Genomic DNA, 25,513 nt, shown 5'->3' on the forward strand with positions numbered 1-25,513 from the left:
TGGCCATAACCTGGTTCCCGACCCCGATATATCCAGACTCCTCTTGCGACTCGATCCCCTTCCCCGCACTGTGCGGCAGAAGGCCTCGCTGGCCTTCATCCTGGTGGTGTTGCTGGCCATCGGCAATGTCTCCATCGTCCAGTTCCTGCTGCGGGAGAGCGATGGCATGGCCGCCACGCTGAACGTCGCGGGCAAGATGCGCATGCTCAGCCAGCGCATCGGCCTGGAAGCGCTGGCCGGGCACCAGCAGCCGGGCGCGCCGGCCCCGGCGGCCGACCTGCCGGCCGCGTTCGAGGCGGCGCACGACGCGCTGCGCCACGGCGGCCATGCGTTCGATCTGGACGTTCCCCCCGTGCCCGCGGCGCTCGCGCCGCAGCTGCAGGCCGTGCACGAGGCCTGGACGCGCTACCGGGACGCCGTCGGTGCCCTGGCCGGGACCGGGACCGGGGCTGAAACAGGCACTGGAAATGGGACCGAAGCCGGGACCGCGGCTGGGGCCGGCGGGTCAGGCGCCGCCGTGGCGGACCTGATGCGGGCCGGCTCGGCGCTGCTGGCGCGCACCGAGGCGCTCATGGACGGCCTGGTCGCCCAGGTCCGGGTGGTGCAGCAGCGGGCGCTGTACGGCGCCTATGCGCTGTTCGCACTGGATCTCCTGCTGCTGGGGCTGGCCGGCTGGGTGGTGTCGCGCCAGATCCTGCGGCCCATCCATGCCCTGGTGCGCCAGTGCCGGGCCCTGGCCGTGGGCGACTACGCCGCCCGTTCGGCGCTGCCGCCGGGCGACGAGCTGGGCGAGCTGGGCCGCGCGCTCAACGATTCCGCGGCGCACATCGGGCAGCTCCTGCGGGACATCGAAAAAGAGCATGCGGCGCTGGCCGAGGCCCAGGCCATGTTCCGCGGCCTGTCGGACAACACGCTGGCCGGCATCTACATGATGGACGCCGACCTGCGCTTCATCTACGCCAATGCGCGGATGGCGGACATCCTGGGCTATCCGCAGGCCGAGCTGGCCGACGGCTTCCCCCTCGACCGGGTGTTCATCGGCCCGTCCTACGAGGCCACCCTGCGCCGGGTGCGCGACCGGTTCGCGGGAAGCGAGGCCCGGACGCGGCTCGAATGCACGGCGCGGCGCCGCGACGGCTCCATGGTTGAACTGGAAACCTTCGGCTCGCTGATGTCCCTGCACGGCCGGCCGGCCCTGATCGGCATCATGTTCGACATCACCGAGCGCAAGCGCGCCGAGGCGTCGGCGCGGCGGGCCGCCCTGGTCTACGCCCACACCAGCGAGGCCATGGTGGTCACCGACGCCGACGGCGCCATCCAGGACGTCAATCCGGCCTTCACGGCGGTCACCGGCTACACCCTGCAGGACGTGGTCGGGCGCACCATGAACGTGCTCAGTTCGGGGCGCCACGGCGACGAATTCTACCGGGCGATGTGGGCCCGGCTGCACGAGACCGGCCGCTGGAGCGGCGACATCCACAACCGGCGCAAGTCGGGGGAGGAATACGTCGAACGCCTGTCGATCAATACGTCCTACAACGAGGACGGCAGCGTCAACTGCCGCATCGGCCTGTTTTCCGACGTCACCGAAAAACGCCGCCGGGAGGCGTCGATCTGGCACCAGGCGCACTACGATCTCCTCACCCAGCTGCCCAACCGCCAGATGTTCCAGGAAAACCTGCGCCGCAGCATCGAGCATTCCCGCGAGAGCGGCGTGCCCTTCGCCCTGGTGTTCCTCGACCTGGACTTCTTCAAGGACGTCAACGACAGCATGGGCCACGAAGCGGGCGACCAGCTGCTGCGCCTGGTGGCGCGGCGGCTGAACGAATGCGTGCGCAGTTCGGACCTCGTGGCGCGCCTGGGCGGCGACGAATTCACGCTCATCATCCGCGACATCCACGATCCGGACGACATCTTCGCGCTGGCCGACAAGATCCTCGGCGCGCTGTCCCAGCCGTTCACCCTGGGCGACCACGTGGTGCAGATCTCCGCCAGCATGGGGGCGGCCTTCCATCCGCGCGACGGCGACGGCGACGCGGAACTGCTGCGGGCCGCCGATCTGGCGATGTACGCCGCCAAGGAAGAGGGCCGCAACCATTTCCGCGTCTACGCGCCCGAGATGCGCGCGCCCGCCCTCGCGCGCGACGGCCTTCAGTCGGGAGGCCTTCAGTCGGGATAGGCCGTTTCGCCGTGCTCCGCGGCGTCCAGGCCCTGGCGTTCCTCGTCGGGCGCGGCCCGCAGCCCCATCAGGCGGTCCACCAGCAGGGCGCAGACCGCGGCGCTGGCGCCCGCCCATGCCAGGCTGACCAGCACGGCTTCGATCTGCAGCCAGGTCTGGCGCAGCAGCGCCCCCAGGCCCGCCGGGCCGGGGCCGCCGAGATCGGCGCAATAGAAGACGCCCGTCAGGACCGCCCCGACGATCCCGCCCACGGCGTGGATGCCGAAGACGTCGAAGGCATCGTCCACGCCCAGGCGCCGCTTCAGGCCGCTCACGCCCCAGAGCGCGGCCCAGGAGGCGAGCGCGCCGATGACCAGGGCCGCGCCCGGCGCGACCAGGCCGGCCGCCGGCGTGATGCCCACCAGCCCGGCAATGGCGCCGGAGGCTGCGCCCAGCAGCGAGGCATGGCCCTTCAGGACGCGTTCCGCCAGCGCCCAGGCCAGCACCCCGCAGGCGGCGGCCAGCAGGGTGTTGGCCGCCGCCAGGACGGCCTGCCCGTTGGCGGCCAGCGCCGATCCGCCGTTGAAGCCGAACCAGCCGACCCACAGCAGCGCGGCGCCGGTCAGGTTCAGCGGCAGGCTGTGGGGCAGCATCGCCTCGCGCCCGTATCCCAGGCGGGGGCCCACCCAGCGCGCGCCCACCAGGCCGGCCACGCCCGCGCTGATGTGGACCACGGTGCCGCCGGCGAAGTCCAGCGCGCCGCGCAGGTGCAGCCAGCCGTCGCCGGCCCAGACCATGTGCGCGATCGGCAGGTAGCCCAGCGTGAACCACAGGCCGGCGAAGGCCAGCGCCGCGCCGAAGCGGGTGCGTTCGGCCATGCTGCCGGTGATCAGGCCGCAGGTGATCGCGGCGAAGGTCGCCTGGAACAGGGCGAACAGCAGCTCCGGGATCGTGCCGAGCAGGGGCAGGGGGGCGGCGGCGTCCCCGGGCCGGTAGAGGCCGGCCAGTCCCAGGCGCGTCCATCCGCCCAGGCCGCCGAAGCCCTCGGTGAACACCAGGGAATAGCCGTAGGCGAACCACAGCACCGTGATGAGCGCGCAGACGGCCAGCACCTGCGTCATGACGGACAGGGCGTGGCGCTTGCGCGCCAGTCCGCCGTAGAACAGCGCCAAGCCCGGCACGCACATCAGCCAGACCAGCAGGGTCGAGATCAGGGTCCAGACCAGATCGCTCTTGTCCATGAGGAAAGCTCCTGTTTTCGTGGGGTCAGAGGGCGGCTTCGCCGGTTTCGCCGGTGCGGATGCGCACCACCTGCTCCAGCGGCGTGACGAAGAGCTTGCCGTCGCCGATCTTGCCGGTGCGGGCCGCCTGGCACAGGCATTCCACCGTCATCTCGACCAGGGCGTCGGGAACCGCGACCTGGATCTGCAGCTTGGGCAGGAAATCGACCTGGTATTCCGCGCCCCGGTAGAGCTCGGTGTGCCCCTTCTGGCGGCCGAATCCCTTGGCCTCCGTGACCGTCATGCCCTGGATGCCGGCGGCCTCCAGCGCGGCATGGACTTCCTCCAGCTTGAAGGGCTTGATGAGTGCCGTGACGAGTTTCATGAATGCTCCTTTGCGGTGTGCTTGCACGGAGGATTCAAGCAAAAGGCGTGCCAGTTTTCACGTGGTAGCGGGTTCACGACGCCTGGCGGGGGACGGGGGACGGGAGGGCACCGAAGCCGGCCGCGAGGGGGCGGAGTCGCGGCGGGCGTGGCAGGGGCGGAGTGGCAGGGGGATGGCGGGTGCGGAGTGGCAGGTGCGGAGTGGCAGGGGGATGGCAGGGGGATGGCAGGGGGCGGGACGGCGCCGGGCCCGGCCGCTGCGGCGCACCAGAGAGGTGCGGGCCCGCCCCGCAACGGTGCGCGGGGCGCCCGCGCGGTGATTCCGTCTGCGAAAGGCCCTGGTTTTGTGTCCAGTTGTGGAGTGCGCGGCGGGCGGGGCGGCGCCGGTTCCGGCCGCTTTCCCCTTGTGGGGAAAAGGGTTTGGCCGTCCGGCGCCGCCGCCGGGCCGGACATCAGTCATTACATGTCAGGGTTTACCCGCGCCCGCAGGCCGCTAGAATTGTAACCAAGCCGGTTGTAACAGACCGGTCCTCGAAAATGATCCGCCTCTTCACGCAGCGGAATTCTACATATAGGGAAGATCATGAACATGACGCGAAAAACGCTGACTCTGGCCGCCCTGGCGGCATCGCTGAGCCTGCTGGCCGCTTGCTCCAAGAGCGATGACGCTTCGGCCCCGCCTCCGGCGGCCCCCGCGCCTTCGACGGCGCCGACTCCGGCTCCCGTGCCTCCCGTCACCCCCGCTCCGCAGGAGCAGCAGAACAGCGCCCCGGCCGACCAGCAGTCCATGCAGGACAAGATCAAGGAATCGACCGACGCCGCCAAGGAAAAGGTGGCCCAGGTGAGCCAGGCCGTCTCCGACAAGGCCAGCGAACTGGCCCATCAGGCGGGCGAAGCCGCCAACGACGCCCGCGAATCCGTGAAGGAAGGCGCGGCCAAGGCCGACGCCTCCATCCAGAACGCCGTCGGCAACTCGAACGGCGGTTCCAAGTAAACGACCCGTCCGCGCGGGACGACGCGGTCAAGCAGGACTGCGCATCAGGGCGGGACGGCACGCCCACGCGGAACCCCCCGCCCGGGGCGGCCGGCGCGTCCCGAGGGGCGCGCCGTGCGCGCCTTCATGTCGCCGCGCGGCTCAAGGCCTCGGGCCTTCTTTCGGGCCTTCCTTCGGCCCCTCCACCAGGGCCTTCAGCCGCTCGGCGGTCAGCGTGCCGCTCGCCGAGCGCCGCGTGCCGTCGGCGTGCAGCACCACCGTGTGGGGCATCTCCCCGCCCCAGCGCGGATCGATCAGGTAGTTGAGGCGCTGCACGGACGCGCCGGCATAGGCGCGCGCGGGCACGCCGGTGGCCTGCGCCGAGCGCAGGCGCTGGAGGACGGCCGCGGCGGAGGCGTTGCGGTCGGTATTGACCGTCACGGCCTGGACCCCGGCGTCGGCCGCGCTCAGTTCGGCCACGGCCCGCAGATTGGTTTCGCAATAGGCGCAGTACAGCGCCCACAGTTCGATGATGCGCACGCCGCGCGCCGGCGGTTCGAGCAGGGCCGGCACGTCCTCGGCCGTGAGGGGTTCCAGGGTTTCCGGGGCGCCGCGGCGGCGGCCGCGGGGATCAGCATCGACAGGATCAGAAGCCGCATTTGAAGCCGCATGTTCATGGTTGTCCAGTTCCTTCGGTTCCGGTGAGAGGGACGAGGCGCAGGCCGTCGGCCGTGCCCCAGGCGGCGTAGGCGCGGCCGCCGCGATCGAGCAGCACCTGCGGCGAGCCGGCGTCCGCGTCGGTGCGGGCGAGTTCCCGGGCGGCACTGAAATGCGCGCCCGCGTCGGCCGAAACCCGCGCCATCAGCTTCAGGCCGTCGGCATCGGCCTGGTTCCAGACGATCCAGACGCGCCCGTCCGCCGCCGCCACGTCGGCGTGCGCCGCGCCTTCCCGGGCGACGGCCAGCAGGCGGCCGGGCGGCTGCCCCGGCCGCAGCTGTCCGTACCAGATGACCGGCTCGCCGTCCTTGGCGGAAAACCAGACCGCGTGGCGGGTGCCGTCGGCGGCGAGGGCCAGGCCGGGGCCCTGGTGGGGGCAGGCGTCCACCCGCCAGCCGGTGTAGGTGGCGCGGGCGGCTTCGCGCGCGACGGTCCCGTCGCGCACCTCCGCGTAGGCGTGGTCCCGCAGCCCGTCCGCATCGGTGAAGCGCCAGAGCAGTCCGATGCCGCCTGCCGGGGCGGGCGCGGCGGCGATGCGGCAGCAATCGCAGCTGTGGTCGGCCAGCCGCCGTTCCGGTCCGAAGCGGGCGCCGTCATCGTCCGACCAGGCGTAGTAGACGGCCGTGCCCGCGTAGGGCTCCCCCCGCGCCTTGGCCGCCTGGAAGTCGCGCCGGTCGATCCAGGCGATCAGCACGCGTCCTTCGGCATCGACCGACATCGCCGCGAGGCGGTGGGTGATTTCGGCGTCGTCCCGGTGCACCCGGACGGGCGTCGAGAAGTGCCGGCCTCCGTCCACCGAGCGGGAAAACAGGATGTGCCCCGTGTACGGCCGGGGCAGCGCGCGGGTCCAGGCGACGTAGATTTCGCCTCGCGGACCCGTGGCGATCATGGGCCTGTCCTCGCCCATGGTCAGCACCGATCCGGCCGGCACGTCGATCAGGACGGGGGCGCTGAACGTGCGGCCCAGGTCGTCGGAATGGCGCACCGACAGGCGGCCGTCGTCGGCGGACGCCATCCAGAGCCGTCCGTCCGGCCCGAACGCGGCGCTGGTGGCCATGACCGGCGCCCCGTTCGCGCCATGATGGGAATGGGAAGCCGCCGCCGGGACGGCCGTCCGGGCGGAAAGGCTCCAGGGGGCCGCCGCGAGCACGGCGGACAGCAGCAGGGACAGCCAGGTGTTCATTTTTCGCATCTCCCGATGAAATGGGACCGCTTCACATCCGGAAGGCCGCCTGCACGTAGAGCGTGCGGCCGGGATAGGGGTGGTAGACGAAATACCGTTCGTCGAACAGGTTGTCCACGCCCACGCTCAATTCGCTGCGCCGGTCGGGCCGGTAGGTGAATTTCAGGTCGGCGACGGTGTAGGTGCTGGTGCCGCCGTAGACGTTGGGGTTGGTGTCGGCGTTGTTCAGCGTGTTGTATTGCCGCCCGGAATACCGCACGCCCGCGCTCGCCGAGGCCCGTTCGCCGAACCGGTACGTGGCCAGCAGCTTGGCGCGCCACAGCGGGATCCGGTAGAAGTACTTGCCGACGGATTCCGGGTTGGACGCGTTGGCGAGGATCTTCGACTGGGTGTAGGCCACGCTGGCGGTGAGGTCCAGGCCCTCCATCCCCACGTCGCGCCCCTGGTAGCCCAGTTCGGCGCCGCGCGAGCGCACCTTGTCGATGTTCTGGAAATTGGTGACGTTCGGGATGACCGTGGTGTCCGTCTGGCGGAAGATGGCGTCGCGCACGTCGTCCTGGAACAGGGAAAAGCGGAACACGCCGTTCCAGTGCCACCACTCGGCCGACAGTTCCTTGCCCAGGTCGTCTTCCGGCTGCAGGCCGGGGTTGTTGTTGACGATGGACGAGCCGCTGATCTGGCCCTGGAACAACTCGCCGACGGTCGGGAAGCGGTAGGCCCGGCCGATCGAGGCGCGCAGCGTCAGGTCGTCGGACACGTCGAAGGACAGCGACGCCTTGGGCGAGGCGTGGCGCTGCGCGGCCGCGGGATACGCCAGCCGCGCGGCCGCGGAGGCCTGGCCGCCGGCATAGGCCCGCCAATCCTCGTAGCGCAGGCCGTAGACGAGCTTCCAGCGCGGCAGGAATTGCCAGCCGTCCTGGACGTACAGCGCCTGCGTGCTGGTCTTGCCCTCGAACGCGTTCTTCAGCGCGCCGGAGTCGCCGCCGCGCCAGTTCGCCGTGTCGAAGGTGCCGCTGTTCGTGAAGTAGTGGTCGAAGTGGTAGCCCAGCGCCAGCCGGTGGGCCCGCAGGCCGGACTGCGCCTGCGGCGTGTAGCTGGCCTTCAGGTCGAACGTCTTCCAGCCCGTGCCGTCGCCGTAGGTGATGGTGCCGGGACCGTCGCTGGAGCCGCCGGCATTGGCCTGCCGCCCCACGCTGTGCGTCACCTCGAAGGCCGAGGCGTTCACCTCCGCGTTCCAGCCGCCCGCGCGCGTGGTCTTGAGCGACAGGCCGTAGAGCCAGTTGTCGCTTTCGCCCTGGCTTGCCGCCAGCGCCGCCGCGGGGATGTCGTACTCGCGTCCGTCGATGGCCACCTTGCCGGAGTAGACGGGATTGCCGTTCTCGTCCTCCAGGAATGTCGAGGTGTCGCTGGTGGAGCGCTCGCGCCAGTACGCCACGGACGCACCCGCCTGCAGTTCCGATGCCAGCTCGTATTGCAGCCTGAGCTTGAACTGGTCCTGGGTCGTGTGCTTGATGCCTTCGCCGCTCACCCCCAGGACCGCCGTGCGCTGCTCCGTCTGGTTGTCGTAGAAATACGCGCCCGACACCGGCGTGGCGGCCGCCGTCGCGGCCTTGTTCGATTGCGCCAGGGTGGCGAACTGCATCGGCTGGCTGGTGCTCTTCAGGCGGTTGACGCCCAGCAGGTACGACAGGCGCCCGATCCTGTCGCCGATCGTGGCGGAGGCCTCGTGGCCCTCGAAGTCCCGATCGACGCCGAACAGGTCGAAGTGCTGCGTGAATGCCTTCACGTTGGCGCGCGCCTCGAACCGGGCGGGCATGCGGGTGGTGATCAGCACCGTCGAGCCCATGGCGTTGCCCGGGTACAGCGCGGAGAAGGGGCCGTACGCGACGTCCACGCGTTCGATGTCGTCGGGGAACACCATCGACCAGCGCGGCGGGAAGGAGTAGCTGTTGCCCAGCAGGTTGCTCAGCAGCAGCCCGTCGGCGTAGACCAGGCCGCGGGCGCTTTGCGTGTTGCTGGTGCCGCGCACTGCGATGATCGAGTTCTGGTCGCCGATGAAGCGCTTGCGCACGTCCAGGTTGGGCAGGTATTTCAGGGTGTCTTCGCTGTTGACGACGTTCCAGTTGCCGAACTGCTCACGCGTGACGGATTCGACCGAGGCGGGCATGTCGGCATCGGTGGCGGGGCGTTCGGCCGTGCCGGTGACCGTGATGGCGGGCAGGGCGGCGGCGGACGATTCTTCGGCCCGCGCCGGGCCGCGGGGGAGGGCGAGGGTGGCGAGGACGGCGAGGACGAGCGGGGCGAAGCCGCACAGGGCTCCGGCGCGCGGCCGCAGGCCGTGCGCGGTCTTCCTGGTGGAAGCGGGGTGCATGGTGTTCTTCCTGACGAGAAGGGGATGGCCTTGCCGGCGCCTTTTGCGAGGCGCGCGGCGCGGGCACGAAAACCGGCGCGGCGGCCGGAAGGAGTCAGGAAGACGGCGGCGGGTCGCGCGGCCGGCCCGCGGGGAACGTGCCGAGCGGCACGTGGCGGATCCAGCGGGGCGCCGCCAGTAGGACGAGCGCCAGCAGCAGCACGGCCGGGGCGGCCGGCGCCTGGGCGGGCAGGAGGGAGCTTCCGGCGAGCAGACCGCAATAGCCGCACGCGTCCAGCGCGTCGGCCGGGCCGTCGTGGTGGCTTCCGACCTGGATGCGGTAGTCCGCCGCGGGCGAGCCCTCCAGGTCGGCGGGCGAGCACACGGCCACGGCCACGTCCCGCGGCGCGGCTTGCAGCAGCCAGCTGATCGTCGGTGCGGCGGCGAGCAGGCAGATCGCCACCAGGCCGAGCCAGGCGGCCAGACGGGCGGGGCGTTTGCGGGGTCCGGAAACCATGGCTGCGGGGGCCTGAAAGATCCTGGAGTGGGGAAAGTGCCTGCGGAAACCTGCTGCGGAAAACCGGTACTGAAAACCTGTACCGGGGAAACCCGATGCGGAAAACCGATGCGAAAAATACGATCGAGAAGCATTCTAAGTCATGGCGCGGGGCCGGGACAAATCCGTCCCGCGCGCCGCCCGCGGCCCCGCGTCCGCCTCTATAGTGGGGGCGGGGATGATGCGGGAGGAGTTCCGATGTCGCTTGCCGTTCTGTCCAGCCGGGCCCTGTTCGGGCCGCGCGTCTGGCCCGTGCAGGTCGAGGTCCACGTGGGCGGCGGCCTGCCGTCGTTTTCCATCGTCGGCCTGCCGGGCGCGGGCGTGCGCGAAAGCCGCGAGCGGGTGCGCTCGGCGCTGCTGAGCAGCGGTTTCGAGTTCCCGGCAGGCCGCATCACGGCCAATCTGGCGCCCGCCGACCTGCCCAAGGATTCCGGCCGCTTCGACCTGCCGATCGCGCTGGGCGTGCTGCTGGCCTCGGGGCAGATCGCCGACGCCCGGGGGCGGGCGCCGGACGTGCGGCATTACGTGCTGGCCGGCGAGCTTTCGCTGACCGGCAGCATCGTGCCGGCGGACGCCGTGCTGGCGATCGCGCTGTCGGTCGCGCGCGACGATCCCCGTGCCGTGTTGATCATGGCGCCGGAGGCCGCCGGGGTGGCCGCCCGCGTGCCGGGCCTGCGGGTGCTGGCCGCCGCCGGCCTGGACGAGGTCGTGGCGCATTTCACCGGCCGCGCGGCGCTGCCCGCCGCCGCGCCGGCGTGCGGCGAGCCGGCCGACGAGGCCCCGCCGCCGTGCCTGTCCGACGTGCGGGGGCAGGCGGCGGCCCGGCGGGCCCTGGAGCTGGCGGCGGCCGGCGGGCACGGTCTGCTGCTCAGCGGCTGTCCCGGCGTGGGCAAGAGCATGCTGGCGCGGCGCCTGCCCGGCCTGCTGCCGCCCCTGACGCCCGAGCAGGCCCTGGAAGTCGCCGCCGTGCACGGGCTGGCCCGCTCGCGGCCCTTGCTGTCCCGGGTGCCGCCGTTTCGCGCGCCGCACCACGGCGCTTCCATGCCGGCGCTGGTGGGCGGCGGCGCCCGTCCCCGGCCCGGGGAAATCAGCCTGGCCCATCACGGCGTGCTGTTCCTGGACGAATTGCCGGAATTCGGCCGCCAGGCCCTGGAAGCCCTGCGCGAACCCCTGGAAACCGGCTGCGTCACGGTCGCCCGGGCCGCCGGCAGCTGCACCTTTCCCGCCCGCTTCCAGCTCGTGGCCGCGATGAATCCCTGTCCGTGCGGCTGGCACGGGCATCCCCATCCGCAGCGGGAATGCCGCTGCTCGCGGGAGGCCATCGCGCGCTACCGGGGGCGGATCTCCGGACCGCTGCTCGACCGGATCGATCTGCACGTCGGCCTGGGGGTGGAGTCCGCGTGGCTGGATGCGCCGCCGGGAGAGCCTTCGGCGCCGGTGCGGGAGCGGGCGCTGGCCGCCCGGCACCGGCAGCTGGCGCGCCAGGGCTGCCTGAACGCCGAGCTGGACGGCGCGGCCCTGGAGCGCCACGCCGGCCCGGACGCCGAGGGCCGCGCGCTGCTGATGCGTGCGGCGGCGGCCTGGGGCTGGTCGGCGCGCGCCGCGCGCCGGGCCCAGCGCGTGGCCCGGACCCTGGCCGACCTGGACGGCAGCGACCGGATCGAGGCCGGGCACATGGCCCAGGCGGTGCAGTACCGCCCCGACAGCGGCGCGTGAGCCGCGGCGTGGACAGCAATCTGCGGCAGGGCGGTAAAATGCCGGTTTTCCCTTCCCCATTCCAGGAGGCCGCGATGATCGCCCCCAATCAATGGTTCGACGACTTCCAGAAGAACATGTCCGAACTGCTCGCCAAGACCCCGGCCGCCGACATCGAGCGCAACATGAAGGCCTTCATGGCGCAGACCTTCGCCCGCATGGACCTGGTCACCCGGGAAGAATTCGACATCCAGGCCGACCTGCTGGCCCGTGCGCTGGAGCGCATCGAGGCCCTGGAGGCGCGCGTCCAGGCTCTGGAGCAGGACGAGGAATAGACAGATCCAGGCAAATCACCCTATAATCAAGGGCTTTTCCCAATTTCCTCTGGGTCTGCTTCATCCCAGGGGATTCGTCTTTTGGCCCGGCTGCTTCCGGTTCTTTCGTGAACGGGGGACGTCCTGGGCGGGGAAAGGCGGGAAGCAGGGTTCGTGCATGCAGGTTGCGCATGCCGGGTCCGAAACACATGCGAATGCCAGGTCTGACAAGCGCCCGGATCCCGGGCCACCTGGATTTGCCAAGCCAACAGAGTATCGTCATGCCCAAGATGAAGAGCAAAAAAGGCGCTTCCAAGCGCTTCAAGGTGCGCGGCAGTGGTTCCATCAAGCGCGGCCAGGCTTTCAAGCGTCACATCCTGACCAAGAAAACCACGAAAAACAAACGCCAGCTGCGCGGTTCGGCTGCCGTCCATGAAACGAACGTCGCCTCCGTGAAGGCGATGCTGCCTTTCGCCTGATCGGAGATTACACATGCCTCGCGTCAAACGCGGCGTCACCGCTCGTGCACGCCATAAAAAAGTCATCAAGGCCGCCAAGGGTTACCGCGGCCGCCGCGGCAACGTCTTCCGGATCGCCAAGCAGGCGGTCATGCGCGCCGGCCAGTACGCCTACCGCGACCGCCGCAACAAGAAGCGCACCTTCCGCGCCCTGTGGATCACCCGCATCAACGCGGGCTGCCGCGAACTGGGCGTGACCTACAGCGTCTTCATCGCCGGCCTGAAGAAGGCCTCGATCGAACTCGACCGCAAGGTCCTCGCCGACATGGCCGTGCACGACAAGGCGGGCTTCGCCGCCGTCGTGGCCCAGGCGAAATCCGCGCTGGCCGCCTGACCGACACAGTTTCGTTTTCGATTCTGTATCATCGCAAACGGAGCTCCATCGGGCTCCGTTTGCGTTTTGGAATGCACATGGACTCATCGCTCGACGAACTGATCGCCCAGGCCCGCGCCCGTTTCGCCCAGGCCGGGGACGCCGCCACGCTGGAAAACGAAAAAGCCGCCTTCCTCGGCAAGCAGGGCTCGCTGACCGCGCTGCTCAAGGGCCTCGCCGCCCTGCAGGGCGAGGAAAAGCGCACGCGCGGCGCGCAGATCAACCAGGCCAAGCAGCAGGTCGAATCCCTGCTGAACGCGCGGCGCGCCGAACTGGCCCAGGCCGTGCTGGACCAGCGCCTGGCGGCCGAGACCATCGACGTCACCCTGCCGGGCCGCGGGCGCGGCACGGGCGGCATCCATCCGGTGATCCGCACCTGGCAGCGCGTCGAGCAGATCTTCCGCTCCATCGGCTTCGACGTGGCCGACGGCCCCGAGATCGAGAACGACTGGACCAACTTCACCGCCCTGAACAACCCGGAAAACCATCCGGCGCGCTCCATGCAGGACACGTTCTACGTGGACATGAAGGACGCGGACGGGCTGCCGCTGGTGCTGCGCACGCACACCAGCCCCATGCAGGTGCGCTACGCGCGCATGCACAAGCCGCCCATCAAGGTCATCGCCCCGGGGCGCACCTACCGCGTCGACAGCGACGCCACCCATTCGCCCATGTTCCACCAGGTCGAGGGCCTGTGGATCGCCGAGGACATCTCCTTCGCCGACCTCAAGGGCGTCTACACGAATTTCCTGCGGGCCTTCTTCGAGACCGACGACCTGACGCTGCGCTTCCGGCCTTCGTTCTTCCCGTTCACCGAGCCCTCGGCCGAGATCGACATGATGTTCACCTCCGGTCCCAACCAGGGCCGCTGGCTGGAGATCTCCGGCTCCGGCCAGGTGCATCCCCAGGTCGTGCGCAATTTCGGGCTGGACCCGGAACGTTACATCGGCTTCGCCTTCGGCTCCGGGCTGGAGCGCCTGACCATGCTGCGCTACGGCGTGGACGACCTGCGCCAGTTCTTCGAGGGCGACCTGCGCTTCCTGCGCCAGTTCAACGACTAGGCCCGCCAGGCCTTCCGCGACACGGAATCCGAATCATGCAATTTCCCGAATCATGGCTGCGCGCCTGGGCCGATCCCGACATCGACGGCCAGGAACTCGCCCATCGGCTGACCATGGCCGGCCTCGAAGTCGAGGACGCCGACCCCTACGCTCCGCCGTTCTCCGGCGTGGTGGTGGCGCGCATCGAATCGGCCGAGCCGCATCCGAATGCCGACAAGCTGCGCGTCTGCCGGGTCGATGACGGCTCGGGCGAGCCGCTGCAGATCGTCTGCGGCGCGCCCAACGCGGCGGCCGGGCTGCTGGTGCCCCTGGCGCGGCTGGGCGCCGAACTGCCGGGCGGCCTGCGCATCGGCCCGGTCAAGATGCGGGGCATCGAATCGCGCGGCATGCTGTGCTCGGCCCGCGAACTGGGCCTGTCCCAGGACCACGCCGGCCTGCTCGAACTGCCCGCCGGTCTGGAGCCGGGCCAGGACCTGCGCCAGGCGCTGGACCTGGACGACACGATCTACACCCTGAAGCTGACTCCCAACCGGGCCGACTGCCTGTCCATCCTGGGGGTGGCGCGCGAAGTCGCGGCGCTCACCGGCTGCGCGCTGCGCGCGCCGGACGTTCCCCGGGTGCCGGTCACCATCGACGACCGCCTGCCCGTGACCGTGCAGGCGCCGGACCTGTGCGGCCGCTTCGCCGGGCGCATCGTGCGCGGCGTGAACGCCCGCGCCGCCACGCCCGCGTGGATCAGGTCGCGCCTGGAGCGCGCCGGCCAGCGGCCGGTGTCGGCGCTGGTGGACATCTCCAACTACATCATGCTGGAGCTGGGCCGTCCCACGCACGTCTTCGACCTGTCCAAGGTCCAGGGCGGCCTGACCGTGCGCTGGGCGCGTGAGGGCGAACGGCTGGAACTGCTCAACGACCAGACCGTCGATCTGACGCCCGACGTGGGCGTCATCGAAAGCGGCCGGGGCCTGGAAAGCCTGGCCGGCATCATGGGCGGGCAGGATTCGGCCGTGACGCTGGAGACCACCGACGTCTACCTGGAAGCCGCCTTCTGGTGGCCGGAGGCCATCATGGGCCGGCCGCGCCGCTACAAGCTCAATTCCGAGGCCGGCCACCGCTTCGAGCGCGGCGTGGACTTCTCCACCATTCCCGAGCACCTGGAGCTCATGACGGCCCTGGTCCTGGACGTCTGCGGCGGCCAGGCCGGTCCGCTGGACGACCAGGTCGTCAACCTGCCCGCGCGCGAGCCGGTGCGCATGCGCCTGGCGCGCTGCGCCCGCGTGCTGGGCATCCCGCTGGACGCCGAGGCCGTCGGCGCCGTCTTCACGCGCCTGGGCTTCGCCTACGAGCGCCAGGGCGACGATTTCGTCGTCACGCCGCCGGCGGCGCGCTTCGACCTGACGATCGAGGAAGACCTGATCGAGGAAGTCGCCCGCATCCACGGCTTCGACCGCATTCCCGACCGGCCCCCGGTGGCGCCGGCCGTCATGCGGGCGGTGCCCGAGACCCGCTGCGGCCCGCACGCGCTGCGCGCCGCCCTGGCCGCGCGGGACTACCAGGAAGTCATCAATTTCTCCTTCGTCGAGGAAGCCTGGGAACGCGACTACTGCGGCAACGCCGACCCCATCCGGCTGCTCAATCCCATCGCCAGCCAGCTCGCGGTGATGCGCTCCAGCCTCATCGGCGGCCTGCTGGCCAACATCGCCTACAACGCCAAGCATCGCCAGACGCGCGTGCGGGTGTTCGAGCTGGGCCGTGTGTTCGCCCGCGATGCCTCGGTGGCCGACGGCGGCCTGGCCGTCGCGGGCGTGGCCCAGCCGACCCGCCTGGCCGCCGCGGCCTGGGGGCCGGCCCTGGCGGAACAATGGGGCGAGCCGGCGCGGCCGGTGGACTTCTTCGACGTCAAGCGCGATCTCGAAGCCCTGCTGGGCGCGCGCGCGGCCGAACTGCGCTGCGAGGCCGCCGGCCATCCCGCGCTGCATCCGGGCCGCAGCGCCCGCCTGCTGCTGGGCGGCCGCGCGATCGGCTGGCTGGGCGAGGTCCATCCGCGCTGGGCCCAGGCGCTCGATCTGCCGCACGCCCCCGTGGTCTTCGAGATCGACGCCGAAGCCGTATCCGAACGTATCTTCCCCCATCCGCAGGAGCTGTCCCGCCAGCCCGTGGCGGTGCGGGATCTGGCGATCTGGGTGGATGCGGACGTGCCGTGGCAGTCGCTGCTTGATACACTGCGGCAGCGGATCGCGGCCGACGGCGCCCTCTCCGTGGTCAAAGACATTAAACTGTTCGACATCTGGCGCGAAGCCGCGACCGCCCGGCAGCGCAGCCTGGCGCTGCGCCTCTGGTTCCAGGGACGCGATGCGACGCTGGAGGACCGCCAGGTCGAACACTGCGTGCAAAGCCTGCTCGCCGCCCTGGCCGAGACGCATGGCGCGCGCCTGCGCTCATAGGAGGAATCCCTGGTGAATACGGATCGGACGCTGACCAAAGCCCATCTGGCCGAACTGCTCTTCGAGCGCGTGGGCCTGAACAAGCGCGAGGCCAAGGACATCGTGGACACGTTCTTCTCCGAAGTCCGCGACGCCCTGGTCCAGGGCACGGAGGTCAAGCTGTCGGGCTTCGGCAGCTTCCAGGTGCGCAACAAGCCGCCGCGCCCGGGACGCAATCCCAAGACCGGCGAGGTCATTCCCATCGCCGCGCGCCGGGTGGTCACGTTCCACCCCAGCCAGAAGCTCAAGGACGGCGTGGGCACCGACGGAGGCGCCGCATGACCGCCGCCACGCCGGCGGCCGCGCTGCCGCCCATCCCCGCCAAGCGCTATTTCACCATCGGCGAAGTCTCCGAGCTGTGCGGCGTCAAGCCGCACATCCTGCGCTACTGGGAACAGGAATTCGCCCAGCTCAAGCCGGTCAAGCGGCGCGGCAACCGGCGCTACTACCAGCACCACGAAGTCCTGCTGGTGCGCCGCATCCGCGACCTGCTCTACGAGCAGGGCTTCACCATCGCCGGGGCGCGCAACCGCCTGGGCGACAGCGGCGACGCGCCGCACGACCAGGACGCCGCCGTGCGCCTGAGCGGCGCCGAACTGCAGGCGCTGCGCGCCGAACTGCAGGCCGTGCACGAGCGCCTGGCCCAGGCCCTGGACGGCAATCGTCGGGCCCACCAGGCGGCGGGACTGCTGGATCTCTGAGGCTGGATCTCTGAGGCCGGATCTCTGATTCAGCGGCCTTCCAGATGCACCGGCTGCTGGACGACCGTGCCGGCGGGCGGCGGCCGCAGGCCGGCCCACAGCGCCAGGGTCGCCAGGCACAGCGCCACGCCGATGCCGATCGCCAGGGCCAGCCGGCCGCGCCGCAGCCGCGGAACGCGCCGGGTGCGGCGCGGCGGTTCGTCGCCGGCGGCGGCGCGCGGCGCGGCGCCGGACGCCCGGGCCTCGCCCAGGACGGGCGGCTCGTCCCGTTCCATTCCCAGGCTCTGGCGGATGCGTTCCAGTACGGCGTCGGGCGGCGGCTGGACGGGCAGGGCATCGACGATCCCGAGGAAATAGGCTTCCCATTTCAGGGCGCGCGCGGCTGCCGCGTCGTCGTGGGCCAGCCGCGACTGGATGTCCGCCACGCGGTCGGGCATGTCCAGGCCCAGCACGTAGCGGGCGATCTCGTCGTCGGAGTAGGAAGGGTAGGTGGGTCTCATGCGCGCACGGCTTCGTCGATGTGCGCCAGGGCGGCGCCCAGGGAGGCCTCGATGTCGGGTTCGGTGCGGTCCAGGCGGGCCGCGATGCGGGCGGGATCGCCGCCGTGCAGATAGGCCTGCAGCAGCGCGTCGAGCTGCGGCGCGGGCAGGGCGGCGAGGGCGCCGGCCACCGTGCCGGCCGGCGCGTCCGCGGGCAGGCGGAGCGTGGGCAGGGGCGTGTTTTCCGCCGGATGGCGGCCTTCGGCGCGCATCTGCCGCGCCTGGGCCGAGGCGCGGTAGCGCAGGATGCTGTAGATCCAGGCGCGCGCGGTGCCGATGGCCGGGCTGTAGCCGGCCGCGTTGCGCCAGATCAGGACGAAGGTCTCGTGCAGCACGGCGTCGGCCGCGTCGGGATCGTCCAGCATGGCCAGGGCCAGGGCGCGCATCGCGGGGGCCTCGTGGCGGTACAGCGCGAGGAAGGCGGCGCGGTCGCCCGCCGCGCAGGCGCTCAGCTCCGCCTCGAAATCGAAAACCGAAACAGTCATACAATCTTTCCCGTTCACCGGGTCGCGGGATGCGCCGCCAAAGGCGCGTCCTCCAGGGATGCATTATTGTATGCGGTCCCGCCGGCGCGCTCCCAGCCGCTCGCCGCCCGCCTGTTTTCCGGATGTTTCCATGCGCTTTTCCCACACCGGCGCCGCGCCCGCGCGGCGCGACGACTGGCTGACCCTGAAGACCCTGTGGCCGTACGTCTGGGCCTTCCGCGGCCGGGTGACGCTCGCCTTCGTCTGTCTGGTGGCGGCCAAGGTCGCCAACGTCGCCACGCCGGTCTGGCTCAAGGACATCGTCGATGCGCTGGGCGTGGCGCCCACGCTGCTGGCCGTGCCGCTGGCGGCCCTGCTGGGCTACGGGCTGTCGCGCCTGGCGACCTCGGTGTTCGGCGAACTGCGCGACGCCCTGTTCGCCCGCGTCACCCAGGGCGCCATCCAGCGCGTCGCCGGCCAGGTCTTCCGCCATCTGCTGGCGCTGTCGCTGCGCTTCCACATGGGCCGGCGCACCGGCGGGCTCACGCGCGACATCGAGCGCGGCACCAAGGGCATCGGCTTCCTGCTCAATTTCATGGTCTTCAACATCGTGCCCACGCTGCTGGAGATCGCCATGGTCACGGGCGTGCTGCTGTGGCGCTACGACTGGACCTTCGCCGCGCTGACGCTGGGCACCATCGCCGCCTACGTGCTCTTCACGCTGAGGGTCACGGAACGCCGCATGACGTACCGCCGCACCATGAACACCCTGGACAGCCAGGCCAACGGCCGGGCGGTCGACGCGCTGCTGAACTACGAGACCGTCAAGTACTTCGGCAATGAGGACTACGAGAGCCGCCGCTACGACGCCGACCTGAGCCGCTGGGTGGACTCGGCCGTGCGCAACCAGGTATCGCTGAATCTCCTGAACATGGGCCAGGGCGCCATCATCACCGTGGGGATGACCGCGCTGCTGTGGCAGTCGGCGCGCGGCGTGGTGCAGGGCCACATGACCGTGGGCGACGTGGTGCTGGTGTCGGCCTACCTGACCCAGCTCTACGCGCCGCTGAATTTCCTCGGCTTCGTCTACCGCGAGATCAAGCACGCCCTGGCCGACATGGAGCGCATGTTCGATCTGCTGGGCAACCGCCAGGAGGTGGCCGACCGCCCCGATGCCGTCGAGCTGCGGGCGGACCGGGCCAGCCTGGCATTCGAGGCCGTGGATTTCGCCTACCAGCCCGACCGCCCGATCCTGCATGGCGTCAGCTTCAGCGTGCCGGCGGGCGGCTCGCTGGCCGTGGTGGGGGCTTCCGGCGCCGGGAAATCGACCCTGTCGCGTCTGCTGTTCCGCTTCTACGATCCCACCGGGGGCTGTGTGCGGGTGAACGGCCGCGACATCCGCGACTACACCCAGGCCAGCCTGCGCGCCCACATCGGCATCGTGCCGCAGGACACGGTGCTGTTCAACGACACCATCGGCTACAACATCGCCTACGGCCGTCCGGACGCCACGCAGGACGACGTCGAGCAGGCGGCCCGGGCCGCCCACATCCACGACTTCATCGCCTCGCTGCCGCAGGGCTACGACACCCCGGTGGGCGAGCGCGGGCTGAAGCTGTCCGGCGGCGAGAAGCAGCGCGTCGCCATCGCCCGCGCGCTGCTCAAGTCCCCCCCGATCCTGGTCTTCGACGAGGCGACCAGCGCCCTGGACACGCGCACCGAGCGCGCCATCCAGTCGCAGCTCGAACGCATCGCCCAGGGGCGCACCACGCTCATCATCGCGCACCGCCTCTCGACCATCGTCCACGCCGACCACATCCTCGTCATGGAGGCCGGCCGGGTGGTGGAGCAGGGCACCCACGCGGCCCTTCTCGCGCTCGACGGCCGCTACGCCCGCATGTGGCATCTGCAACAGTCCAGGCCCGTGGAAGACATTAGGGTTTGACCTATATCGTACCAAAGAGGTACTATTTGGTTTTCAACGCCCGTCCCTGGAACCCCCGATGCTGCGGATCAGCAAGATCGTCGATTACGGAATCCTCGTGCTCACGCACATGGCCTCCCGTCCGACGCACGTCTGCAGCGCGGCTGAGCTGGCCGGCGACCTGGGCCTGGGCCAGCCCGTCGTCAGCAAGGTCCTGAAACTGCTCGCCCAGCGCGACCTGGTCGCCAGCACCCGCGGCGCCCACGGCGGCTACCGCCTGGGCCGCGAGGCCGAGCGGATCAACGTGGCCGAAATCATCGACGCGCTCGAAGACCAGCCCTTCGGCCTGACCGAATGCACCGCGCTGCCGGGCGCCTGCAGCGTCGAGGGCGCCTGCCACATCCGCTCCCACTGGCAGCGCATCAACCGCATCGTGCGCCGCACGCTGGAATCCGTCACCGTGGCCGACATGCTCGACGGCGAGGGTCCCGGCGCCGTGTCCGCGCCCGTGCACGCATCCGCCGTTCCGGTTCCCGCGCCCGAAGCCGGCGCGCGCCGCGCCATCCCGAACATCACGAACTGGAGTCTGTCCAAATGAGTACCGTCAACGACAAGCTCGATTCCTTTCTCGACCGCGACTACGAGGCCGGCTTCGTCACGCAGATCGAATCCGAGACCTTCCCCAAGGGGCTCGACGAGGATGTGATTCGCCGCCTGTCCGCCATCAAGCGCGAGCCCGAGTTCATGCTCGAATGGCGCCTGAAAGCCTACCGCGAATGGCTCAAGATGGACCTGCCCCGCTGGGCCAAGGTCCACTATCCGGATCCCGACTTCCAGGACATCAGCTATTACTCGGCACCCAAGTCCAAGAAGGACGGTCCCAAGAGCCTGGACGAGGTCGATCCCGAACTGCTGCGCACCTATGAAAAACTGGGCGTGCCGCTGCACGAGCGCGCCAAGCTGGCCGGCGTGGCGGTGGACGCGGTGTTCGACTCCGTGTCCGTGGCCACCACCTTCCGCAAGCAGCTGGCCGACGTCGGCATCATCTTCTGTTCGTTCTCCGAGGCCGTGCGCTCGCACCCGGAACTGGTGCAGAAGTACATGGGCACGGTCGTGCCGCCCGGCGACAACTTCTACGCGGCGCTGAATTCGGCGGTGTTCTCCGACGGCTCCTTCGTCTACATCCCCAAGGGCGTGAAATGCCCGATGGAGCTGTCCACCTATTTCCGCATCAACAACGCCGACACCGGCCAGTTCGAGCGCACCCTGATCATCGCCGACGAAGGCGCCAGCGTCAGCTACCTGGAAGGCTGTACGGCGCCCATGCGCGACGAGAACCAGCTGCACGCCGCCGTGGTGGAGCTCGTCGCGCTGGACGACGCCAAGATCAAGTATTCCACGGTGCAGAACTGGTACCCCGGCGACGAGAACGGCGTGGGCGGCATCTACAACTTCGTCACCAAGCGCGGCGACTGCCGCGGGCCGCGCTCGCGGATTTCCTGGACCCAGGTCGAGACCGGTTCGGCCATCACCTGGAAATACCCCAGCGTGATCCTGCGCGGCGACGACTCCACCGGCGAATTCTATTCCGTGGCGCTGTCCAACCACCACCAGCAGGCCGACACCGGCACCAAGATGATCCACATGGGGCGCAACACGCGCAGCACCATCATCTCCAAGGGCATCTCCGCGGGCCACGGCAGCAACACCTTCCGCAGCCTGGTGCGCATGACGCCCAAGGCCGAGAACGCGCGCAACTACACGCAGTGCGACTCGCTGCTGATCGGCAGCAAGTGCGCCGCGCACACTTTCCCCACCATGGAAGTCCAGCATCCCAGCGCCAACGTCGAGCACGAGGCCACCGCCTCGCGCATCGCCGAGGACCAGCTGTTCTATGCCATGCAGCGCGGCCTGTCGGCCGAGGACGCGGTATCGATGATCGTCAACGGCTTCTGCAAGGAAGTCTTCAAGGAATTGCCCATGGAGTTCGCCGTCGAAGCACAGAACCTGCTCGGCGTGAGCCTGGAAGGCAGCGTAGGTTAAGGAGCCCTCTCATGCTGAAAATCGACAATCTGCACGCCTCGATCGAGGACAAGGAAATCCTCAAGGGCCTGAGCCTGGAGGTCAAGCCGGGCGAGGTCCACGCCATCATGGGTCCCAACGGGGCCGGCAAGAGCACGCTGTCCCAGGTGCTGACCGGCCGCGAGGCCTACAAGGTCACCGCCGGCACCGTCGAGTTCGAGGGCCGCGACCTGCTGGAGCTGAGCGTCGAGGAACGCGCCCGCGCCGGCATCTTCCTCGCCTTCCAGTATCCGATCGAGATCCCGGGCGTCTCCAACGCCTACTTCATGCGCGCTGCCGTCAACGCCATGCGCCGCGAGCGCGGCCTGCCCGAGCTGGACGCCATGGACTTCGTCAAGAAGGCCAAGGCCGAGATGAAGCTAGTGGGCATGCGCGACGAATTCCTCTACCGCTCGGTCAACGAAGGCTTTTCCGGCGGCGAGAAGAAGCGCAACGAAGTCCTGCAGATGGCGCTGCTGGAGCCCAAGCTGGCCATCCTGGACGAGACCGATTCGGGCCTGGACATCGACGCCCTGAAGACGGTGGCCGACGGCGTCAACCGCCTGCGTTCGCCCGAGCGCGCCATGATCGTCATCACGCACTACCAGCGCCTGCTGGACTACATCGTGCCCGACTACGTGCACGTGCTGGCCCAGGGCCGCATCGTGCGCTCGGGCGGCCGCGAACTCGCCCTGGAGCTGGAAGAAAAGGGCTACGGCTGGATCCAGGGCGCGGCGCCCGCCGCCAGGCCCGCCGCCCGGGGGGCCGCGGCATGAGCGGACAGCATCAAGCCAGTCCGGCGAGCGCCGGCCTGCAGGCCTGGGCCGATGCGTTCGGCCGGCGCGCCGGGAGTCTGCCCGGCGCCGGGGTGCCCTGGCTGGCCGACGTGCGCCGCCGCGCCCTCGACCGCTTCATGAGCGAAGGCTGGCCCACGCCCCGCATCGAGGCCTGGCGCCACACCTCGCTCGCGCCCCTGGCCGCCGCCGCATTCGACGACGGCGACGCCCAGCCGGTCGCCGAGCAGGTCGCCGCGCTGAAGGCCGCCGACCCCGGCCACTGGCTGGTGTTCGTCGACGGCGCCTACGACGCCGCCCTGTCCGAAGTCGGCGCGCTGCCGGCCGGCGCCACGGTCCTGCCCCTGTCGCAGGCCTGGGCCGAGCACGCCGAGGCCATCCGCGCCGCCTACGGCGACGCGGCCGACGGCCACAGCACCAGCGCCCTGAACCTGGCCCTGGCCAGCGACGGCGCCTGGGTCCGGCTGGGCCGCGGCGTCGCGCTCGATCGGCCCATCCACCTGGTCTGCGCGGCGGCCTCGCCGCGCGCGGCGCACTTCCTGCGCCACCTGGTGCAGGCCGAAGCCGGCGCCCAGGCCACCGTGGTCGAGCACTACGTGGGCGCCCCGGGGGCGGCCAATTTCCGCCACGCGGCCACGCGCCTGCGGCTGGACCAGGACGCGCGCATCACGCACCTGAAGCTGCAGCAGGAATCCGAGCAGGCCTGGCATCTGGGCGAGATCGACGCCACCCAGGGGCGCGGCTCGTATTTCGCCTCGCATTCGGTGTCCCTGGGCGCGCGGCTGGCGCGCCACGACATCGCCACGCATTTCGCCGACGAACGCTGCGAGACCCTGCTAAACGGCCTGTACTACGTCGACCAGCGCCGCCACGTCGATCACCACACCCTGATCGGCCACGAAAAGCCGCGCTGCGTCAGCCACGAGTCCTATCGCGGCATCATGGCCGACGCCTCGCACGGCGTCTTCAGCGGCCGCATCCTGGTGGCGCCCGGCGCCGACGGCACCGACGCCATCCAGCGCAACGACAGCCTGCTGCTGTCGCGCCTGGCCAAGTCCGACGCCCGGCCCGAGCTGGAGATCTACGCCGACGACGTGAAATGCGCCCACGGCGCCACCGTCGGCCGGATCGACGAGGACAGCCTGTTCTACCTGCGCTCGCGCGGCCTGGACGAGGCCCACGCGCGCGACATCCTGATCTACGCTTTCGCCGCCGCCAGCGTCGCGCGCATCGAATCCGATCCGCTGCGCCGGCGGGTGGAGCGCGCCGTGCGCGCCCTGCTGCCGGGCGGCGCCGCCCTGGAGGAAGCCGCATGAACGCGCCGCTCACCCCGCAGCAAAGCGCCCGGCTGGCCGCCGACCCCGCCGGGGAAGGCCCGCTGGTTTCGCCCTGGGCGGCCGATTTTCCGATCCTGGCGCGCCCGGTGCGCAAGCGGCGCCTGGCCTACCTGGACAACGGCGCCACCACGCAGAAGCCGCGCGCCGTCATCCAGGCGATGGAGGCATTCTACGAGCAGTCCAACGCCAACATCCACCGCGGCGTGCACTGGCTGTCCCAGCACGCCACCGACCTGTACGAGCAGGCGCGGGACCGGGTGCGCGTGTTGCTGAACGCGCCGGACAGCCAGGACATCGTCTTTACGGCCGGCACCACCGCCTCCATCAACCTGGTGGCCCAGACCTGGGGCCAGTCCCTGCGCCCCGGCGACGAAATCCTGGTCACGGGCATGGAGCACCACTCCAACATCGTGCCCTGGCAGCTGCTGTGCGCGCGCACCGGCGCCGTGCTGCGCCATGCGCGCATCACCGATTCCGGCGAACTGGACCTGGACGACTTCCGTGCCCAGCTGAACCCGCGCACGCGCCTGGTGGGCGTGGCGCACGTATCCAACGCCCTGGGCACGGTCAACCCGGTGGCCGAACTGGTGCGCCTGGCGCATGAGGCCGGCGCCCTGGCGCTGGTCGACGGCGCCCAGGCCGTGGCCCACGCCCCGGTGGACGTGCAGGCCCTGGATTGCGACTTCTACGCCTTCTCCGGCCACAAGCTCTACGGCCCCACCGGCATCGGCGCGCTGTACGTGCGCGGTTCCATCATGGCCGGCCTGCCGCCCTGGCAGGGCGGCGGCGACATGATCCGCACCGTCAGCTTCGAGGGCAGCACCTGGGCGGACGGCCCGCAGCGCTTCGAGGCGGGCACGCCGAATATCGGCGGCTCGATCGTGATGGGCGCCGCCATCGACTACGTCCTGGCCATCGGGCTGGAACGCATCGCCGCCCATGAGGCCGCGCTGCTGGCCGAGGCCACCGAACGCATGCTGGAACTGCCGGGCGTGCGCCTGGTGGGCACGGCCGCGCACAAGGCCGGCATCCTGTCGTTCCTGGTGGACGGCATCCACCCGCACGACCTGGGCACGATCCTGGACACCGACGGCGTGGCCATCCGCGCCGGCCACCATTGCGCCATGCCCCTGATGTCGCGCTTCGGCATCCCCGGCACGGCGCGCGCGTCCTTCGCCCTGTACAACGACGGGCGCGACATCGACGCCCTGGTGGCGGGCGTGCGCAAGGCGCAGAAACTGTTCGGGGTGGCATAGGCTATGAGGGACGACGACGGCCTGCGCGACCTCTACCAGGAGGTCATCTTCGACCACAACCGCAAGCCGCGCAATTTCCATGCGATGGACGACGCCTCGCACCGCGCCGACGGCCACAACCCGCTGTGCGGCGACCAGCTGACGGTCTACGCCAAGGTCAGCGACGGCATCGTCCAGGACGTCAGCTTCGTCGGCCACGGCTGTGCCATCTCCACGGCGTCCGCCTCGCTCATGACCGAGGCCGTGCGCGGCCAGTCGGTCGAGCAGGTCGAGGCGCTGTTTCGCAACATCCACGCCATGCTGACCGAGGCCCATCCGGATTGCGACCTGGGCAAGCTCGAGGTCCTGTCCGGGGTGCGCGAATTCCCCTCGCGGGTGAAGTGCGCCACGCTGGCCTGGCACACCCTGCACAACGCCATCACCCGGGCGGGCGACACGGCCGTCACTGAATAACG

Annotated in this window: 25 protein-coding genes; 17 read left to right on the forward strand and 8 right to left on the reverse strand. The window is 70.4% G+C overall.

Going from position 1 to position 25,513, the window contains the following annotated elements:
* The first annotated feature begins 70 nt into the window (after positions 1-70).
* Positions 71-2,179, forward strand: a complete 2,109-nt coding sequence (locus tag BN940_RS08625; protein ID WP_052355717.1) for a diguanylate cyclase domain-containing protein — start codon at positions 71-73, stop codon at positions 2,177-2,179.
* Here the strand turns inward: BN940_RS08625 and BN940_RS08630 are convergent.
* Together BN940_RS08630 and BN940_RS08635 are read right to left on the reverse strand one after the other, a co-directional pair.
* Entirely contained in the window at positions 2,167-3,399 is a 1,233-nt protein-coding gene (locus BN940_RS08630; protein ID WP_043682152.1) for an ammonium transporter, read from the reverse strand. The two genes, BN940_RS08625 and BN940_RS08630, sit on opposite strands and share 13 nt — an antisense overlap.
* A 25-nt stretch (positions 3,400-3,424) precedes the next feature.
* Positions 3,425-3,763: a P-II family nitrogen regulator gene (locus BN940_RS08635; RefSeq protein ID WP_043682155.1), complete on the reverse strand. Its 339-nt coding sequence runs from the start codon at positions 3,761-3,763 to the stop codon at positions 3,425-3,427.
* 582 nt (positions 3,764-4,345) lie between these two features.
* Here BN940_RS08635 and BN940_RS18945 point away from each other — a divergent pair.
* A complete protein-coding gene (locus BN940_RS18945) occupies positions 4,346-4,756 on the forward strand; it encodes a YtxH domain-containing protein (RefSeq protein WP_052355718.1) in 411 nt (136 codons plus the stop codon).
* 141 nt (positions 4,757-4,897) lie between these two features.
* Here BN940_RS18945 and BN940_RS08645 read toward each other — a convergent pair whose 3' ends face one another.
* The 4 genes from BN940_RS08645 to BN940_RS08660 all read right to left on the reverse strand — a co-directional run bounded on the left by BN940_RS08645 (position 4,898) and on the right by BN940_RS08660 (position 9,502).
* A complete protein-coding gene (locus BN940_RS08645; RefSeq protein ID WP_052355719.1) occupies positions 4,898-5,308 on the reverse strand; it encodes a TlpA family protein disulfide reductase in 411 nt (136 codons plus the stop codon).
* A 100-nt stretch (positions 5,309-5,408) separates the two neighbouring features.
* Complete coding sequence (locus BN940_RS08650) at positions 5,409-6,635, reverse strand: sialidase family protein (RefSeq protein ID WP_148304927.1); 1,227 nt, start codon at positions 6,633-6,635, stop codon at positions 5,409-5,411.
* A 31-nt stretch (positions 6,636-6,666) separates the two neighbouring features.
* Positions 6,667-9,006: a TonB-dependent receptor gene (locus BN940_RS08655; protein ID WP_084330592.1), complete on the reverse strand. Its 2,340-nt coding sequence runs from the start codon at positions 9,004-9,006 to the stop codon at positions 6,667-6,669.
* A gap of 94 nt (positions 9,007-9,100) precedes the next feature.
* Positions 9,101-9,502, reverse strand: coding sequence for a DUF2946 domain-containing protein (locus tag BN940_RS08660; protein WP_052355721.1), 402 nt, complete (start codon positions 9,500-9,502; stop codon positions 9,101-9,103).
* Between the two features lie 237 nt (positions 9,503-9,739).
* Between BN940_RS08660 and BN940_RS08665 the strand changes: the two genes are divergently transcribed.
* The 8 genes from BN940_RS08665 (at position 9,740) to BN940_RS08700 (ending at position 16,683) form a co-directional block, all read left to right on the forward strand.
* Positions 9,740-11,257, forward strand: a complete 1,518-nt coding sequence (locus BN940_RS08665) for a YifB family Mg chelatase-like AAA ATPase (protein ID WP_043682159.1) — start codon at positions 9,740-9,742, stop codon at positions 11,255-11,257.
* Positions 11,258-11,331: 74 nt separating this feature from the next.
* A complete protein-coding gene (locus BN940_RS08670) occupies positions 11,332-11,571 on the forward strand; it encodes an accessory factor UbiK family protein (RefSeq protein WP_043682162.1) in 240 nt (79 codons plus the stop codon).
* Positions 11,572-11,831: 260 nt separating this feature from the next.
* A complete protein-coding gene (gene rpmI, locus BN940_RS08675; RefSeq protein WP_043682165.1) occupies positions 11,832-12,029 on the forward strand; it encodes a 50S ribosomal protein L35 in 198 nt (65 codons plus the stop codon).
* Between the two features lie 13 nt (positions 12,030-12,042).
* A complete protein-coding gene (rplT, locus tag BN940_RS08680; protein WP_043682169.1) occupies positions 12,043-12,402 on the forward strand; it encodes a 50S ribosomal protein L20 in 360 nt (119 codons plus the stop codon).
* Between the two features lie 77 nt (positions 12,403-12,479).
* The gene (gene pheS / locus BN940_RS08685) at positions 12,480-13,502 is read left to right on the forward strand and encodes a phenylalanine--tRNA ligase subunit alpha (RefSeq protein WP_043682172.1); all 1,023 of its coding nucleotides are present in this window, start codon (positions 12,480-12,482) and stop codon (positions 13,500-13,502) included.
* Positions 13,503-13,537: 35 nt separating this feature from the next.
* On the forward strand, positions 13,538-15,943 hold the full coding sequence (gene pheT / locus BN940_RS08690; protein WP_043682175.1) for a phenylalanine--tRNA ligase subunit beta: 2,406 nt from the start codon (positions 13,538-13,540) through the stop codon (positions 15,941-15,943).
* 12 nt (positions 15,944-15,955) lie between these two features.
* Positions 15,956-16,264 (forward strand): integration host factor subunit alpha, encoded by a 309-nt coding sequence (locus BN940_RS08695; RefSeq protein ID WP_409360370.1) that lies wholly within the window; start codon positions 15,956-15,958, stop codon positions 16,262-16,264.
* Positions 16,261-16,683: a MerR family transcriptional regulator gene (locus BN940_RS08700; protein WP_043682182.1), complete on the forward strand. Its 423-nt coding sequence runs from the start codon at positions 16,261-16,263 to the stop codon at positions 16,681-16,683. Before BN940_RS08695 ends, BN940_RS08700 begins: the two co-directional genes overlap by 4 nt.
* A gap of 29 nt (positions 16,684-16,712) precedes the next feature.
* Here BN940_RS08700 and BN940_RS08705 read toward each other — a convergent pair whose 3' ends face one another.
* Both BN940_RS08705 and BN940_RS17890 read right to left on the reverse strand, forming a co-directional pair.
* Positions 16,713-17,183: a hypothetical protein gene (locus BN940_RS08705; protein WP_043682184.1), complete on the reverse strand. Its 471-nt coding sequence runs from the start codon at positions 17,181-17,183 to the stop codon at positions 16,713-16,715.
* Complete coding sequence (locus BN940_RS17890; protein WP_052355722.1) at positions 17,180-17,707, reverse strand: sigma factor; 528 nt, start codon at positions 17,705-17,707, stop codon at positions 17,180-17,182. Before BN940_RS17890 ends, BN940_RS08705 begins: the two co-directional genes overlap by 4 nt.
* 130 nt (positions 17,708-17,837) lie before the next feature.
* Between BN940_RS17890 and BN940_RS08715 the strand changes: the two genes are divergently transcribed.
* From BN940_RS08715 to sufU, 7 genes are read left to right on the forward strand one after another with little or no spacing between them, the layout of a single operon-like run.
* Positions 17,838-19,631 (forward strand): ABCB family ABC transporter ATP-binding protein/permease, encoded by a 1,794-nt coding sequence (locus tag BN940_RS08715; protein WP_043682187.1) that lies wholly within the window; start codon positions 17,838-17,840, stop codon positions 19,629-19,631.
* A 58-nt stretch (positions 19,632-19,689) separates the two neighbouring features.
* Positions 19,690-20,208 (forward strand): SUF system Fe-S cluster assembly regulator, encoded by a 519-nt coding sequence (locus BN940_RS08720; protein WP_052355723.1) that lies wholly within the window; start codon positions 19,690-19,692, stop codon positions 20,206-20,208.
* Complete coding sequence (gene sufB / locus BN940_RS08725) at positions 20,205-21,653, forward strand: Fe-S cluster assembly protein SufB (protein ID WP_043682190.1); 1,449 nt, start codon at positions 20,205-20,207, stop codon at positions 21,651-21,653. Before BN940_RS08720 ends, sufB begins: the two co-directional genes overlap by 4 nt.
* An 11-nt stretch (positions 21,654-21,664) precedes the next feature.
* On the forward strand, positions 21,665-22,447 hold the full coding sequence (gene sufC, locus BN940_RS08730) for a Fe-S cluster assembly ATPase SufC (RefSeq protein ID WP_043682193.1): 783 nt from the start codon (positions 21,665-21,667) through the stop codon (positions 22,445-22,447).
* Positions 22,444-23,781, forward strand: a complete 1,338-nt coding sequence (gene sufD / locus BN940_RS08735) for a Fe-S cluster assembly protein SufD (protein WP_084330593.1) — start codon at positions 22,444-22,446, stop codon at positions 23,779-23,781. Before sufC ends, sufD begins: the two co-directional genes overlap by 4 nt.
* Positions 23,778-25,058, forward strand: a complete 1,281-nt coding sequence (locus tag BN940_RS08740; RefSeq protein ID WP_043682196.1) for a cysteine desulfurase — start codon at positions 23,778-23,780, stop codon at positions 25,056-25,058. The genes sufD and BN940_RS08740 overlap by 4 nt, the downstream gene beginning before the upstream one ends.
* Positions 25,059-25,061: 3 nt before the next feature.
* Positions 25,062-25,511, forward strand: coding sequence for a Fe-S cluster assembly sulfur transfer protein SufU (gene sufU, locus BN940_RS08745; RefSeq protein ID WP_043682199.1), 450 nt, complete (start codon positions 25,062-25,064; stop codon positions 25,509-25,511).
* Positions 25,512-25,513 lie beyond the last annotated feature (2 nt).

The sequence above is a fragment of the Castellaniella defragrans 65Phen genome (genome assembly GCF_000612685.1).
GTDB lineage: Bacteria > Pseudomonadota > Gammaproteobacteria > Burkholderiales > Burkholderiaceae_B > Castellaniella > Castellaniella defragrans.